The organism is Vibrio furnissii CIP 102972 (assembly GCF_000176175.1).
GTDB lineage: Bacteria > Pseudomonadota > Gammaproteobacteria > Enterobacterales > Vibrionaceae > Vibrio > Vibrio furnissii.
Genome location: NZ_ACZP01000011.1, coordinates 43,941 through 58,625 on the forward strand (window position 1 = coordinate 43,941; position 14,685 = coordinate 58,625).

The following is a 14,685-nucleotide window of genomic DNA, read 5'->3' on the forward strand; positions in this document are numbered from 1 at the left end:
TCAGCATTTGCCATTCCAAAGCGGGATTTCTGTCCTATAGTAAATCTGTTGGTTGCTAGAAGGAGTGAACGAATGAATCAAGAAGCCCTGATCTCCCGCCTGAATGAACTGCCCCGCATTGAAAGTATCCAGCAAGAACTCCTGAATATGGTGAATCGCGACAACGTCGACTTCAGCGAACTGTCGCGCAAAATGTCGATGGATCAGGTCCTCAGTGCGCGCGTGTTGCGAATGGCCAATTCCGCGCAATTTGGCGGCGTCAACGGCAAGGGCGTCTCCACCATCAGCGATGCCATCATTCGTGTCGGCAGCGGCGCGGTGCGCACGCTGATCTCCTCATCGGTCGTGTCGGGGGTGTTTCCCCAATTGCGAACGCTCAACATCAAAGATTACTGGTCGAACACATTTGAAATCGCGATGATCGCCAGCAAGCTTGCCAAACCGCTCAAGCTTGATCCCAACGAAGTGTTCACCACCGGCGTCTTGCACAACATCGGCGAGCTGATGATTCATGCGCTCGAACCGAATCTCGCCGAGCAGATTGAACAGCGCGTCAAGCAGGGCGAAAAGCGGGCAGATGTGCAGCAGGATTTACTGGGCGTTGACGCGCAGCAACTCGGCGCGCAATTGGCCAAAGCGTGGAATTTTCCGGTCGACATGGCCGATGCGATTGAACACGTCAATCACCCCGGTCAAGCGGGCGAAGCCAAGCGTTTGGCGTGCGTGCTCTATCTGGCGCGTGACATTCATAAGCGCTGGGATTCGCTGTTTGATGTGCACGAAAAGCAGGCGTTTCTCGCCCGTCATCCGGCGGCCAAAGCGCTGGCCTTAGCGCCGGAGAGTCATGGCTTGATTGATCAGGTACGCGGCCAAGGCGCCGAATTGGCGCATCAATTGTTCTGACGCGCTTCGATGTTTAGATGCACTTCAGCGTGCTGACGCATTGTGGCGAGTCGAAGCGCCGCTCACGCTTTTTCGGTGGCAAGCGGTTTGCTGCGACGTTTCACTTGTTGCACCACCAAACCGGCGATGATCAGCACCAATCCAATCAGGGTGGTGGGGTGAATCGCTTCCCCAATGATGGTGGACAGCAGGATGAGTGAAATAAATGGCGAGGCGAAAATCAAGTTGCTGATGCGCGCGGTGTTGCGAGTGTTTTTCAGCGCGCTGAGCCACAACACAAAGGTAATGCCCATCTCAAATAAGCCGACGTAGGTCACCGCCGCCCAACCTTGCGGGCTGATGTGCTGCCACGGCGCTCCTTCATACACGCTGAGCGCAATGGCAAACGGAATTGCAATCACAAACCCCAACAGCACCCCGACCACCGGATCGGCTTGATTTTTGGTATTGAGAATCCAGTATCCGGCCCACAACAGGGTCGACAGCAGCGCCAGCCCAACGCCGAGTGGGCTCTCGAACTGCATGCCGAGTACATCGCCTTGCGTGGCGATCACCACCACGCCGAAATAACTCAGCGCGCAGGCGATCCAATCTTGTTTGCGAATGGTTTGGCCAAGAAACACCGCCGCCATGAGCGTCAGGGTGATCGCCCAGCTGTAGTTGATCGCCTGCGCTTGCGAGGCGGGCAGCAGGGCGTAGGCTTTGAACAGGATCAGGTAATAGGCGAGCGGGTTAATCAGCCCCAGCAGCAGGTAATACCACGGGTTAGCGAGAAAGGTGCTGATCACCAAAGGCAGCTTGCCTTGCAGCGTGCAGATGACCAATAGCGCCAAGGCTGAAACCATGCTGGCGATGGTCAGCATTTGAATGGGGGAAAACTCTGCCAACGTCAGTTTGAACGCGGTGGCCACCGTCGACCACAACAACACAGCAGACAAGCCCAATCCCAGAGCGCGGCGTTCATTCATTCCCAATTTCCCCATATCCATGTTAGGTAAACCTGTGTTCAGGTGAATCGCTAGTCTATCGGCTGAATAATTGCCCGGCAAACTGGACATTTATCCAGTATCGAAATACTCTTTTTATCAACAACCAACATCAAGTAACTCATTATTATGCAATGGATTCTCGAGAACCCCGCCGTGTGGATCAGTACGCTGTCTGGCGCCGTGGTATCCGCCGTGGCCGCCGGTTGGTGGGTGAAACAGAAATATCAACTGCAAGCGCAGCTGTTAGAACAGCAATTGACGAGCGACGCCCGCTGGCATGAACAGCAGCTTGAGCAGCTCAAACAGCAGTTGCAGGCGGCGCAGCAAGAGCTGGATGAACTCGACCAAGAGCGCGACAAAGCGGAGTTTGAGCTCAAGCAATCGCACGGCAAAGTGATGGCCGTGATGGAAAAATTACGTTATTTCGATGCGATTAAACAAGAGCGCCAGCAATACGCCGACGAACTCAACCGCATGCGGGAACAAAAAGCGCAACTCGACGTGCAACTGCGTGAGCAAGAAGCGCGTCATCAGCAGCAACTCGAAGCCAGCCAAGACAAACTGCAACTGCTCGAACGTGCTGAAGAGCGCCTCAAGCAGCAGTTTGAGCACCTCGCCAATCAGGTGTTTGAAGCCAAAACCGCCAAAGTGGATCAGCAAAACCGCCAAAGTTTGGATGGTTTGCTGTCGCCGCTGCGTGAGCAGTTAGATGGTTTTAAGAAACAGGTCAACGACAGCTTCAACCAAGAAGCCAAAGAGCGTCACACGTTGGTGCATGAGCTGCGTAATTTGCAGCGCCTCAACGAACAGATGGCCAAAGAAGCACTCAACCTGACGCAAGCGCTGAAAGGCGACAACAAGCAGCAGGGCAACTGGGGCGAAGTGGTGTTGGCACGCGTACTGGCCGAATCGGGTCTGCGAGAAGGGCACGAATACCAAACCCAAGTGAGCCTGCAAAACGAAGCGGGCAAGCGCTATCAGCCGGATGTGATCGTGCATCTGCCGCACAACAAACAGGTGGTGATTGACTCCAAAATGGCGCTGGTGGCGTATGAGCGGTATTACCATGCCGACACCGATGCCGAGCGCGACGTCGCGCTGCGCGATCACTTGCTGGCGCTGCGCAGTCACATCAAAGGTTTGGGGCAGAAAGATTACCATCAGCTCAAAGGCATTCAGTCGCTCGATTACGTGCTGATGTTTATTCCGGTCGAGCCTGCGTTTCAGGTTGCGATTCAGGCCGATCCGAGCTTGGTGAAAGACGCGATGGAGCAGAACATCATTCTGGTCAGCCCGACCACGTTACTGGTGGCGCTGCGCACCATTGATAACCTGTGGCGCAACGAACGCCAGAACCAGAATGCGCAATTGATTGCTGAGCGGGCGAGCCGTTTGTACGACAAACTGCGTCTGTTCGTGGAAGACATGGAAGGCTTGGGCGGCGCGCTCGACCGCGCCAACCAATCGTATCAAGGCGCGATGAACAAACTCGCCACCGGGCGCGGTAATGCCATTCGTCAGGCCGAAAGCTTTAAGCAACTGGGCGTGGAGATTAAGCGTTCTATCAACACCGAGTGGGTGGAAAAGGCACAGCGTGAGGCAGATTCGGAAATTGGCCCTTTAGTAGAAAGACATCCCGCTGAGGATAAAGTAAACTAATCGCCCGCAGTCGCAGTTTGGTCGTGAAAACTGCCTAAGAGGAAACACAATGACGGATACCAGCGTGCAAACGAAAACAGCAGTAGAGAATCAAGACACCACCCATTTCGGCTTTGAAACCGTACGTAAAGAAGAAAAAGTAGCCAAGGTCGCGGAAGTGTTCCACTCGGTTGCGGCGAAATACGACATCATGAACGATTTGATGTCGGGCGGGATTCATCGTCTGTGGAAGCGTTTCACCATCGATTGTGCCGGCGCGCGTCCGGGGCAACGTATTCTCGATTTGGGCGGCGGTACCGGTGACCTGACGGCAAAATTCTCTCGCATCGTGGGCGACAAAGGCCACGTGGTGCTGGCAGACATCAACAACTCCATGCTCAATGTCGGCCGCGATAAACTGCGCGACATCGGCATTGTCGGCAACGTGCATTACGTGCAAGCGAATGCAGAAGAACTGCCGTTCCCAGACAACTATTTTGATTGCATCACCATCAGTTTCTGTCTGCGTAACGTCACCGACAAAGACAAAGCGCTGCGTTCGATGTTCCGTGTGTTGAAGCCGGGTGGCCGTCTGCTGGTGCTGGAATTTTCAAAACCGGTGCTGGAACCGTTATCCAAAGTGTACGACGCGTACTCGTTCCACATTCTGCCGAAAATGGGTCAACTGATCGCCAACGACGCTGACAGTTACCGTTACCTGGCGGAATCGATTCGCATGCACCCAGATCAAGAAACGCTGAAAGGCATGATGATCGATGCGGGCTTCGATCAGGCCAGCTACTACAACCTGACTGGCGGTATCGTGGCGTTGCACCGCGGCTACAAGTTCTGAGGACTTGCGTATGCCGTTTGAACCGTTAATCACCGCGGTGATTGAATCATCGCTCAATGCCCTGATCAAAGACGACCCGGAGCTGGGTCGTCGTTTGGCACGCCTTAAAGGCCAAGTGATTCAGGTCCATCTCAAAGAACTCAATCAAACCCTGACCTTCATTTTCAGCCAGCAGATCGACGTGCTGGCTCACTACGAAGGGGCGCCGGATTGTTATCTGTCGCTCAATTTGTCGGTGTTGCCGGAACTGCGTGAGCAGGCCAACATCACGCAGTTGATCAAACAAGACAAATTGGTGCTGGAAGGCGACATTCAACTGGCGCAGAAATTTTCTCAGCTCATGACGGACTGTAAACCCGACATCGAAGAGTGGTTGTCACGCGTGACCGGTGATGTGGTCGCACACACCGTGGTGCAAGGTGCCAAAAACTTCGGCGCGCTGCTGAGCGCGCAAGTGAGTAAACACCAGAACCATTTGGCGCAAGTGCTGACCGAAGAGTGGCGCGTGGCTCCGGGGCCGCTGGAAATTGCTCATTTTTGCGATCAAGTGGACGAGGTGAATAGCCAAGCTGCACGCCTAGAAAGCCGCCTGAATCAGTTGCTTGAGCGTGGGCAACCGACAGAACAAGGGTGCGTGGACACTGTATGACCCCAGCCGAACTCAAACGTTTATACCGCATTATCAAAGTTCAGCTCGAATATGGGCTGGACGAGTTGTTACCCGAACATCAACTGACCAAAGCGCCGCGACTGGCGCGCAAATCCATCTTCTGGATTCGCAATCAACACGCCGACAAACCGCTCGGTGAGCGGCTGCGTTTGGCGTTGCAAGAACTTGGCCCGGTGTGGATCAAGTTCGGCCAGATGATGTCGACCCGCCGCGACCTCTTCCCACCGCACATTGCCGATCAGCTCGCGCTGCTGCAAGACAAAGTGGCGCCGTTTGACGGCAACCTCGCCAAAGCGCAGATCGAAAGCGCACTCGGCGGCCCACTGGAAACGTGGTTCAACGACTTTGATCTCCAGCCGCTGGCTTCTGCGTCGATCGCTCAGGTGCATACTGCGACGCTCAAATCCAACGGCCGCGAAGTGGTGTTAAAAGTCATTCGCCCAGATATTCGTCCGGTGATTGATGCAGATCTAAAACTGATGCATCGACTCGCGCGTATAGTCGCACGAGCGACGCCTGAAGCACGTCGTTTGAAACCGCTTGAAGTGGTGCGTGATTACGAAAAAACGCTGCTTGATGAGCTGGACTTGCGCCGTGAAGCGGCCAATGCGATTCAACTGCGCCGCAACTTTGAAGACAGCGAAGAATTGTATGTTCCTGAAGTCATTACTGATTTCAGTAATAAAACTGTCATGGTTTCTGAGCGAATATATGGCATTCAGGTGTCCGATGTTGAACGCTTGCAGGCCAATGGCACCAACATGAAGCTCTTGGCTGAGCGCGGCGTGAGTGTGTTTTTCACGCAGGTGTTCCGCGACAGTTTCTTCCATGCAGACATGCACCCGGGCAATGTGTTTGTGAATCCGGAGCATCCGGACAACCCGCAATGGATTGGTCTCGACTGTGGCATTGTCGGCACGCTGAATGCAGACGACAAACGTTATCTGGCGGAAAACTTCCTGGCGTTCTTCAACCGTGATTATCGCAAAGTGGCGCAATTGCACGTCGATTCAGGGTGGGTGCCGCAAGACACCAACATCGATGAATTCGAAGTGGCGATTCGTATTGTGTGCGAACCGATATTCGCCAAACCGCTGTGCGATATCTCCTTTGGCCATGTGCTGTTGAACCTGTTCAACACCGCACGTCGCTTCAACATGGAAGTGCAGCCGCAACTGGTGTTGCTCCAAAAGACGCTGCTGTACGTAGAAGGGTTAGGGCGTCAGCTGTATCCACAACTGGATTTATGGCAGACGGCGAAACCCTTTCTGGAAAAATGGATGATGAATCAGGTTGGCCCGCAAGCGGTGGTGAATGCCATCAAAGAGCGTGCGCCGTTCTGGGCCGAAAAATTGCCGGAACTACCGGAATTGCTGTACGACAGTTTGAAACAAGGTCGTCACCTGAATCTGCGCATGGAGCAGTTTTATCAGGGCTACCGCGACAGCAAGCGCCAGCAGGCGACCGGTAAGTTTTTGTTTGGTGTTGGCGCCACTTTAGTCGTATGCTCGGCTATATTGGTGGCCAGTCACTACGAACCGTGGGCCGCGGGCAGTGCAATCGCAGGCGTCACATTTTGGTTGTTTAGTTGGCGAGCTTATCGTCAATAAACGTTAAACTCTTGAACTGTTTTTGTAACACATAACCCGAGGTAGAAAGAATGGGTGGTATCAGTATTTGGCAACTTCTTATCATTGCGGTCATCGTTGTATTGCTGTTCGGTACGAAGAAACTTCGTGGTATCGGCGGCGATCTCGGTAGCGCAGTGAAAGGCTTCAAGAAAGCCATGGCAGACGAAGATCAGTCTGCGGCGAAGAAAGATGCCGATTTCGAACAGAAAAATCTGGAACAGCAGAAGACCGACGCAACTGCTGAAACAAAGAAAGACAAAGAGCAGGCTTAAATCGTGTTTGATATCGGTTTTTGGGAACTGGTATTAATTTCTGTCGTGGCACTGGTGGTGCTGGGTCCAGAGCGGCTGCCGCATGCGATTCGCAGTGTGGCGAAGTTTGTCTCGGCGGCCAAAAACATGGCCAACAGTGTTAAAGATGAGCTGGCGCACGAGCTGAAAGTGCAGGAGCTGCAGGAAAACCTGCGCAAAGCCGAGCAGATGGGGATGCAAAACTTGTCGCCTGAGCTGCAAGAATCGGTCGATAAGCTCAAGCAGGCAGCGCAGGACGTGCAACGTCCGTACGCCACTCCAGCCACCAGCCCGACAGAGGATGACCAGCCGCAACCCTCGGCAGAATCCCTCCACGTTGTGGCTGAACCCGCTCAGCCGAAGACGGCAGAAAAGAAAGCCGACTAATAGTCTTTGTAAAGAGTTACCCCTGAGCGGTAACTCTTTTTGATCGGTTACATGAGGTGTCAATGTCAGTCGAACAGACTCAACCGTTGATCAGCCACTTATTGGAACTTCGTGATCGCTTGCTGCGTAGTATTGCGGCGGTGATCGTGGTGTTTCTTGGGTTGATTTATTTCTCCAATCACATCTACGAATTTGTCTCTCGCCCGCTGGTGGATCGCCTGCCGGAAGGGGCAACGATGATCGCCACCGATGTGGCTTCACCGTTTTTCACTCCACTCAAGCTGACGCTGATTGTGGCGGTATTTGTGTCGGTGCCGTTTATTCTTTATCAAGTGTGGGCGTTTGTGGCGCCGGGCCTGTATAAGCATGAGCGTCGCCTGATTTTTCCGCTGTTGGTGTCGAGTTCGCTGCTGTTTTATTGCGGTGTGGCGTTTGCTTACTACGTGGTTTTTCCACTGGTGTTTGGCTTCTTTACCGCGATATCGCTCGGCGGGGTGGAGTTTGCCACCGACATTGCCAGTTATCTTGATTTCGTCTTGGCGCTGTTTATGGCGTTTGGCATCGCGTTTGAAGTGCCGGTGGCCATCATTCTGCTGTGCTGGACGGGCGCGACCACGCCGACAGAGTTAAGCCAAAAACGTCCGTACATCATCGTGGGCGCGTTTGTGGTTGGCATGCTGCTGACACCGCCTGATATGATTTCACAAACACTGTTGGCGATTCCCATGTGTTTGCTGTTTGAAATCGGTCTATTCTTCGCACGTTTCTACACGCGCAAAGATGAGGCGCAAGACGGGGAAGCGTAGTCGCCACGTGATGGGGCAAACCATGAATAAAAAAAAGCGGCCAGTGGCCGCTTTTTCCGTTGTAGATGGGGTGTCTTCTCGTCAAAATTATTTAATTTTTACGATTTGTCCGCAATGCTTGCAGACGTAGACTTCTTTCACTCCCAGCATTTTCTGCCAGAAGGTACGACGTAGTCGTTGCAGTTGGTTGGTGTGATTACAGCTAGCCATGACGTTTGTATATGTAGATCGTTATAAAAATTTGGCCACGAATAGTACATTGCATGCATAGCGATTAATGTGATCTTTATCCCATTTAAAAAATGTGATCTTAATCTATAAATTAGTAATCAACATATCCCTAAACTATAGATTAAACAGTGATTTAGCATTCACTGATGTAATGCAATCGATCGCTTCGATGGTCGTCATTCTCAGGTCCGCAACACGTTGTGCAACCAGTTGAGTGTAGGCCGGTTCGTTACGCTTTCCACGATGGGGCACCGGGGCCAAATACGGGCAGTCGGTTTCCAAAATCACGTAGTTCATGTCGAGGTGTGGAATCACCTGATCCATGCCGCCGTTCTTAAATGTCGACACGCCGCCCAAGCCGAGATGAAAGCCAAGGTCGTTGATTGCTTTGGCTTCGTCTACGCTGCCCCCAAAGCAGTGGAACACGCCACGCAGTTGGCCATTTTGCTCTTGTTTGAGCAGGGTGAGCGTCTCGTCAATCGAATCGCGGGTGTGGATCACCACCGGCAGGTTCATCTCTTTAGCCCAGTTGAGCTGGGTCACAAACGCCATTTCTTGTTCGGCGCGAAATGTTTTGTCCCAATAGAGGTCGATGCCGATTTCGCCCACCGCAATAAAATCGTGTTGGGCAAACCAGCGGTGGATCGTGTCGAGTGTTTGCGTGACGTTGCCATCGACATAACACGGGTGCAGGCCCATCATGGCGCGGCAGACTGTGGGGTAAGCCGCTTCGGTTGCCAGCATCGGCTCAATCGATTCCAGATCGATGTTGGGGAGCAGAATGCGTTCAATGCCTTGCGCCAATGCCCGGCTGACCACCTCATCGCGGTCGTGGTCAAATTCACTGGCATAAATGTGGGCGTGGGTATCAATCATGGCAACGTCTCATTTTCGGTAAGCTTGGCGGCAGTATACGTGAGTGTGAGCTTGGGGTCATTTTTTGTATTTTTCCGCCCAGAGCCTAGCGCCGGGCCATCAGAATGATATGATTTCGCCAACACAAAACGCCTGACGGGGCGCGTCAGCGCCGTGGTTCAGGTAGACAAATAAGGAGAGTCGAGTGTCTGTATCCATCCAAGGTCAGTTTCCTGGGCGTCGTATGCGCCGTCTGCGTAAGCATGATTTCAGCCGTCGTCTGGTGGCGGAAAACCAGTTGTCTGTGAGTGACTTGATCTACCCGATGTTTATTCTGATGGGCAAAGATCGTCGTGAAGCTGTGGAATCGATGCCGGGCGTTGAACGTCTGTCGATTGACCTGATGCTGGAAGAGGCGCTGTATTTGGCCAACCTTGGCGTGCCGGCCATCGCGCTGTTTCCTGTGGTCAATCAGGATGCGAAAAGCCTGTGTGCGACCGAAGCCTACAACCCGGACGGTTTGGTGCAGCGCGCGGTGCGTTTGCTGAAAGAACACGTGCCGCAAATGGGAGTGATCACCGATGTGGCGTTGGACCCGTTCACCACCCACGGCCAGGACGGCATCATCGACGAAGCGGGTTACGTCCTCAATGAAGAAACCACGGAAGTGCTGATCAAGCAAGCGTTGTCCCATGCGGCGGCGGGTGCGGATGTGGTGGCGCCATCTGACATGATGGATGGCCGCATCGGCAAGATTCGTGACGCGCTGGAAGAAGCGGGACACATTCATACGCAGATCATGGCGTACTCGGCTAAATACGCGTCATGCTATTACGGCCCGTTCCGCGATGCAGTCGGCTCGGCGAGCAACCTCAAAGGTGGCAACAAGAAAAACTACCAGATGGATCCGGCCAACAGTGATGAAGCGCTGCATGAAGTGGCGATGGACATCAACGAAGGCGCGGACATGGTGATGGTGAAACCGGGCATGCCTTATTTGGACGTAGTGCGCCGCGTGAAGAGCGAGCTGCAAGTCCCGACGTTTGCGTATCAAGTGTCGGGAGAGTACGCGATGCACAAAGCCGCGATCATGAACGGTTGGCTCAAAGAACGCGACACCGTGCTGGAATCGCTGCTGTGCTTTAAGCGCGCGGGTGCCGATGGCATTCTGACTTACTTTGCCAAAGATGTGGCTGAGTGGCTGGCAGAAGAAAACGCACAAGCGGCGCAGCATCTGCGCGCGGACTAACGACGGCAACATCGATTGAGAAGGCTGGCACCGTTGCCGGCCTTTTTGTTTTTTCGGGGTTAAGAATGCATTCGGTGAACGCGGGTGGGTGAGTACCGGCTTGCTTCGAATGCCATGAGGAGGTGGGGATGCAGATCCGCTTAGGTACATTGGCAGAAGCCGTACAGGTGGTCCAAGAGATTGATGAATTTGCGCACAAAGAAACGGTGGCGAGTATGGCGCAGCGTTTAGCGGGCAAGCACGATTTAATTCTGATCGCAGAAGAACACGGCCAGTTACTCGGATTCAAAATTGGCTATGAACTCGATAGTGAGACCTTCTATAGCTGGTTTGGCGGTGTTTCCGCGTTGGCGCGCAATCGCGGCGTGGCGCAGCATTTATTGAACGCACAAGAGCGTTGGGTGGCCAAGCATGGTTATCGCCAGCTCAAAGTGAAATCGCGCAACCAATTTCCGGCCATGTTGCGCCTGTTGCTAAGGAATGGTTATCTCATTGAAAATTTTGAAAAAGTAGAACCATTGTTGGAAAGTCGCATTCACTTCGTGAAACATTTCTAAAATTAAATGAGATTTTTTCTCATTTAATGCTTGATCATTAAATGAGAATCATTATTATTAACCATGTCTTAGGGAATGAGTGAAGTTCACCAGGACGTTGAATTATCGACCTGAATGGTTCTTTAGGTTGGCAGATAATCTAACTGACGCTTGAACTTGCACACGTTCTTTTTGACACGACATTGCTCACATTGCTTCCAGTGTAATATTTAAGCTTTATGGTAAGGCTGAACAATCGGTATTGGCTTTGACCTGTTATTGCTAGGCGACATCCTCGGATGTCGCTTTTTTTATGCCGGTTATCCACCGCACTTGATTCTCCCACGGTAAAACGTCCAACTTTCGAACCTGATCTGTGCAAATCTGCAGCAGCGTGTCGGGATCAAGATCTCAGGTTGAGTAAAAGGGCAGCGAGTGTCTTTTCCACAATGCATGATCGCAAAAGGATCGTGATAGGAATGATCGATCTTTGTAAAAATCAAATAAAAACAAATAATTAAAAACACAAAACACGACTTTATTCGCGCTTTAATAACCGGTGGATAAATTCTATAAACAGAGTTATCCACAGATGGTGAGGCTGGGCGTTGAATTATTCACCGCTGTGAGTACCGCCGCATGCGGTCGTGAGCATGGAAACCAATCAGCAGTCATGGCATCCTTAGCGCCATTGTTTCTTGTTGGATAGCAAAACTATGGCTCGCATCCCTGATAACCCGTTAATTCTGATCGACGGCTCTTCTTATTTATACCGTGCATTTCATGCCTACCCGGGCACCATGAGCAACGGTGAGATCCCGACTAACGCTGTGTATGGCGTGATCAACATGGTTCGCGCCATGATGCGTCAATTTGCCAGTGATCGAATGGCGGTCGTCTTTGATGCCAAAGGCAAAACCTTTCGCGATGAACTGTATCCGGAATACAAGGCGCAGCGTCCGCCGATGCCGGATGATCTGCGTTGTCAGATCGAACCGCTCCATAACGTGATTCGTGCCATGGGGCTGCCATTGCTGTCGATTGAAGGGGTCGAAGCGGACGACGTGATCGGGACACTGGCGCATCAAGCGTCTCAAGCGGGTATTCCGGTGCTGATCAGTACCGGCGACAAGGACATGGCGCAGTTGGTTGACGACAACGTGACCTTGATCAACACCATGACCAATGTGGTGATGGATCGCGACGGCGTGATTGAAAAATTCGGTATTCCGCCGGAGCTGATCATCGATTACCTCGCGCTGATGGGCGATAAAGTCGATAACATTCCGGGTGTGCCGGGCGTGGGCGACAAAACCGCCACAGCTTTGTTGCAGGGGATCGGTGGCTTGACGGCGCTGTATGACAATCTGGATAAAATTGCCGACCTGGGATTCCGTGGGTCTAAAACCATGGCCAAGAAGCTGGAAGACAACCGCGCCAACGCCGAGCTGTCTTACGAATTGGCGACCATCAAACTCGATGTTGCGCTGGATTGCACGCCGGAAACGCTGCTCAAAGCCACGCCGGATCGTGATGCACTGATTGAACTTTATGGCCAATTGTCGTTTAAATCTTGGTTGAACGAGCTGCTTGAAGGCGGCACCGGTGTGGTCGAAGCGGCAGAGAAAAGTGCTGCTAGCGTTGCCGTCAGTGGCGCGCCGCAAGCGGCACCGATGGCTGACTCGGCGGCGGTGAAAATCGATCGCAGCCAATATGAAACCATTGTGGATGAAGCGGCATTCAACCGTTGGCTCGACAAACTGCGCAGCGCCGAGGTGTTTGCGTTTGATACCGAAACCGACAGCCTGGATTACATGGTGGCGAATCTGGTGGGCGTTTCTTTCGCCGTTGCGGAAGGAGAGGCTGCCTACGTGCCAGTGGCACACGATTATCTGGACGCGCCACAACAACTCGATCGCGATTGGGTGCTGGCGCAACTGAAACCGATTTTAGAAGACGCGCAGCAAGCCAAAGTGGGTCAAAACCTCAAGTACGATGCCAGCATTCTGGCGCGCTACGACATCAACATGCAGGGCATCGCGCACGACACCATGCTCGCATCGTATGTGTACAACAGCGTGGGCGGCAAGCATGACATGGACAGCCTAGCGCTGCGTTTCATGCAACACAGCTGCATTTCGTTTGAACAGGTGGCGGGCAAAGGCAAGAACCAACTCACCTTTAACCAGATTGACCTTGAACAAGCGGCGCCTTACGCCGCAGAAGATGCCGACGTCACGCTACGTTTGCATCATCGTTTGCTGCCGCTGCTGGAACAAGACGACAAACTGCTGAGTGTGTACCGCGACATCGAGATGCCGCTGGTGCCCGTTCTGTCACGCATTGAACGCACCGGCGTGCTGATCAATGACATGCTGCTGGGCGCGCAATCGCAAGAGATTGCGCAGCGTCTGGATGAGCTGGAAAAGAAAGCGTTCGATATCGCGGGCCAAGAATTTAACCTCAGCTCGCCCAAACAGCTGCAAACCATCTTCTTTGATCAGATGAAACTGCCGGTGATCAAGAAAACACCATCGGGTACGCCATCAACCAACGAAGAAGTGCTGCAAGAGCTGGCGCTGGATTATCCATTGCCTGCAGTCATTCTCGAATACCGCGGTCTGGCGAAGCTTAAATCGACCTACACCGATAAACTGCCGAAGATGATCAACCCGACCACGGGTCGCGTACACACGTCATATCATCAGGCGGTGACGGCCACCGGGCGTCTCTCTTCGACCGATCCGAACTTGCAGAACATTCCGATTCGTAATGAAGAAGGCCGTCGCATTCGTCAGGCGTTCGTTGCGCCACATGGCTGGAAAATCATGGCGGTCGACTACTCGCAAATCGAACTGCGCATCATGGCGCATTTGTCTGGCGATAAAGCGCTGCTGGAAGCTTTCCAACAAGGTAAAGATATCCACGCCGCCACCGCGGCTGAAATTCTGGGTATCAGCATCGATCAGGTGACCAGCGAGCAGCGCCGCCGCGCGAAAGCGGTCAACTTTGGTTTGATTTACGGCATGAGTGCGTTTGGCTTGGCGAAACAACTCGGCATTCCGCGCGGTGAAGCGCAAGCATACATGGACACTTACTTTGAGCGTTACCCTGGCGTGATGCAATACATGGAAGACACACGCAGTACCGCTGCAGAGCAGGGCTACGTGGAAACCTTGTTTGGTCGTCGTCTCCATCTGCCAGAAATCACCTCGCGTAACGGCATGCGTCGGAAAGCGGCGGAACGTGCGGCGATCAACGCGCCGATGCAGGGCACTGCGGCCGACATCATTAAGAAAGCGATGTTGCTGGTGGATGCGTGGATCGAAGCGGAAGGTGCGGGTCGCGTGAAACTGCTGATGCAGGTACACGATGAACTGGTGTTTGAAGTCGAAGAGTCAGCTTTGTCCGAAATTGAAAGTAAAGTACAGAAATTGATGGAATCTGCAGCAGCGCTGAAGGTGCCGCTGGTGGCCGAAGCCGGCCATGGTGACAACTGGGATGAGGCTCATTAAGCCTAAAATCGCCTAAATTACGCTAAATATATGAGCCAGCGCACAGTCGTTGGCTTTTTTTTACCAATAAAAAAGTAAACAACATTCATATATTTGTGTTGCTTAATAAAAATTTAATGAAAATAAACTACA

At 52.8% G+C, this 14,685-nt stretch carries 13 protein-coding genes; 11 read left to right on the plus strand and 2 right to left on the minus strand.

What is annotated here, in order from left to right; all coding sequences use genetic code 11:
• Positions 1 to 72 precede the first annotated feature (72 nt).
• The gene (locus VFA_RS02185) at positions 73 to 903 is read left to right on the plus strand and encodes an HDOD domain-containing protein (protein WP_004724318.1); all 831 of its coding nucleotides are present in this window, start codon (positions 73 to 75) and stop codon (positions 901 to 903) included.
• A 62-nt stretch (positions 904 to 965) separates the two neighbouring features.
• On the opposite strand, the gene VFA_RS02190 is transcribed toward VFA_RS02185, so the two are convergent.
• A complete protein-coding gene (locus VFA_RS02190; RefSeq protein WP_004724319.1) occupies positions 966 to 1,871 on the minus strand; it encodes a DMT family transporter in 906 nt (301 codons plus the stop codon).
• A gap of 147 nt (positions 1,872 to 2,018) precedes the next feature.
• On the opposite strand from VFA_RS02190, the gene rmuC reads away from it, so the two are divergent.
• The 7 genes from rmuC (at position 2,019) to tatC (ending at position 8,167) form a co-directional block, all read left to right on the plus strand.
• A complete protein-coding gene (gene rmuC, locus VFA_RS02195) occupies positions 2,019 to 3,551 on the plus strand; it encodes a DNA recombination protein RmuC (RefSeq protein ID WP_004724320.1) in 1,533 nt (510 codons plus the stop codon).
• Between the two features lie 49 nt (positions 3,552 to 3,600).
• Entirely contained in the window at positions 3,601 to 4,383 is a 783-nt protein-coding gene (ubiE, locus tag VFA_RS02200) for a bifunctional demethylmenaquinone methyltransferase/2-methoxy-6-polyprenyl-1,4-benzoquinol methylase UbiE (protein WP_004724321.1), read from the plus strand.
• Positions 4,384 to 4,393: 10 nt separating this feature from the next.
• Positions 4,394 to 5,032, plus strand: coding sequence for a ubiquinone biosynthesis accessory factor UbiJ (locus VFA_RS02205; protein ID WP_004724322.1), 639 nt, complete (start codon positions 4,394 to 4,396; stop codon positions 5,030 to 5,032).
• Positions 5,029 to 6,663, plus strand: coding sequence for a ubiquinone biosynthesis regulatory protein kinase UbiB (gene ubiB / locus VFA_RS02210; RefSeq protein ID WP_004724323.1), 1,635 nt, complete (start codon positions 5,029 to 5,031; stop codon positions 6,661 to 6,663). The genes VFA_RS02205 and ubiB overlap by 4 nt, the downstream gene beginning before the upstream one ends.
• Before the next feature lie 50 nt (positions 6,664 to 6,713).
• A complete protein-coding gene (tatA, locus tag VFA_RS02215; RefSeq protein WP_004724324.1) occupies positions 6,714 to 6,956 on the plus strand; it encodes a Sec-independent protein translocase subunit TatA in 243 nt (80 codons plus the stop codon).
• Positions 6,957 to 6,959: 3 nt separating this feature from the next.
• Positions 6,960 to 7,361, plus strand: a complete 402-nt coding sequence (gene tatB, locus VFA_RS02220) for a Sec-independent protein translocase protein TatB (RefSeq protein WP_004724325.1) — start codon at positions 6,960 to 6,962, stop codon at positions 7,359 to 7,361.
• A 62-nt stretch (positions 7,362 to 7,423) separates the two neighbouring features.
• Complete coding sequence (gene tatC, locus VFA_RS02225; RefSeq protein WP_004724326.1) at positions 7,424 to 8,167, plus strand: twin-arginine translocase subunit TatC; 744 nt, start codon at positions 7,424 to 7,426, stop codon at positions 8,165 to 8,167.
• A gap of 345 nt (positions 8,168 to 8,512) precedes the next feature.
• On the opposite strand, the gene VFA_RS02230 is transcribed toward tatC, so the two are convergent.
• Positions 8,513 to 9,274: a TatD family hydrolase gene (locus tag VFA_RS02230; RefSeq protein WP_004724328.1), complete on the minus strand. Its 762-nt coding sequence runs from the start codon at positions 9,272 to 9,274 to the stop codon at positions 8,513 to 8,515.
• 184 nt (positions 9,275 to 9,458) lie between these two features.
• Here VFA_RS02230 and hemB point away from each other — a divergent pair, with 184 nt between their 5' ends.
• The 3 genes from hemB to polA all read left to right on the plus strand — a co-directional run bounded on the left by hemB (position 9,459) and on the right by polA (position 14,553).
• The gene (gene hemB / locus VFA_RS02235) at positions 9,459 to 10,502 is read left to right on the plus strand and encodes a porphobilinogen synthase (RefSeq protein ID WP_004724330.1); all 1,044 of its coding nucleotides are present in this window, start codon (positions 9,459 to 9,461) and stop codon (positions 10,500 to 10,502) included.
• A 128-nt stretch (positions 10,503 to 10,630) separates the two neighbouring features.
• A complete protein-coding gene (locus tag VFA_RS02240; RefSeq protein WP_004724331.1) occupies positions 10,631 to 11,059 on the plus strand; it encodes a GNAT family N-acetyltransferase in 429 nt (142 codons plus the stop codon).
• Between the two features lie 695 nt (positions 11,060 to 11,754).
• Positions 11,755 to 14,553, plus strand: a complete 2,799-nt coding sequence (polA, locus tag VFA_RS02245) for a DNA polymerase I (RefSeq protein ID WP_004724332.1) — start codon at positions 11,755 to 11,757, stop codon at positions 14,551 to 14,553.
• Positions 14,554 to 14,685: the final 132 nt, after the last annotated feature.

Excerpts from the sequence above, each read along its gene's own strand:
- VFA_RS02205 (WP_004724322.1), top strand. The coding sequence starts at position 4,394 with ATGCCGTTTGAACCGTTAATCACCGCGGTGATTGAATCATCGCTCAAT.
- ubiB (WP_004724323.1), top strand. The coding sequence starts at position 5,029 with ATGACCCCAGCCGAACTCAAACGTTTATACCGCATTATCAAAGTTCAG.
- VFA_RS02230 (WP_004724328.1), bottom strand. The coding sequence starts at position 9,274 with ATGATTGATACCCACGCCCACATTTATGCCAGTGAATTTGACCACGAC.
- rmuC (WP_004724320.1), top strand. The coding sequence starts at position 2,019 with ATGCAATGGATTCTCGAGAACCCCGCCGTGTGGATCAGTACGCTGTCT.
- ubiE (WP_004724321.1), top strand. The coding sequence starts at position 3,601 with ATGACGGATACCAGCGTGCAAACGAAAACAGCAGTAGAGAATCAAGAC.
- tatC (WP_004724326.1), top strand. The coding sequence starts at position 7,424 with ATGTCAGTCGAACAGACTCAACCGTTGATCAGCCACTTATTGGAACTT.
- VFA_RS02190 (WP_004724319.1), bottom strand. The coding sequence starts at position 1,871 with ATGAATGAACGCCGCGCTCTGGGATTGGGCTTGTCTGCTGTGTTGTTG.
- VFA_RS02240 (WP_004724331.1), top strand. The coding sequence starts at position 10,631 with ATGCAGATCCGCTTAGGTACATTGGCAGAAGCCGTACAGGTGGTCCAA.
- tatA (WP_004724324.1), top strand. The coding sequence starts at position 6,714 with ATGGGTGGTATCAGTATTTGGCAACTTCTTATCATTGCGGTCATCGTT.
- VFA_RS02185 (WP_004724318.1), top strand. The coding sequence starts at position 73 with ATGAATCAAGAAGCCCTGATCTCCCGCCTGAATGAACTGCCCCGCATT.
- polA (WP_004724332.1), top strand. The coding sequence starts at position 11,755 with ATGGCTCGCATCCCTGATAACCCGTTAATTCTGATCGACGGCTCTTCT.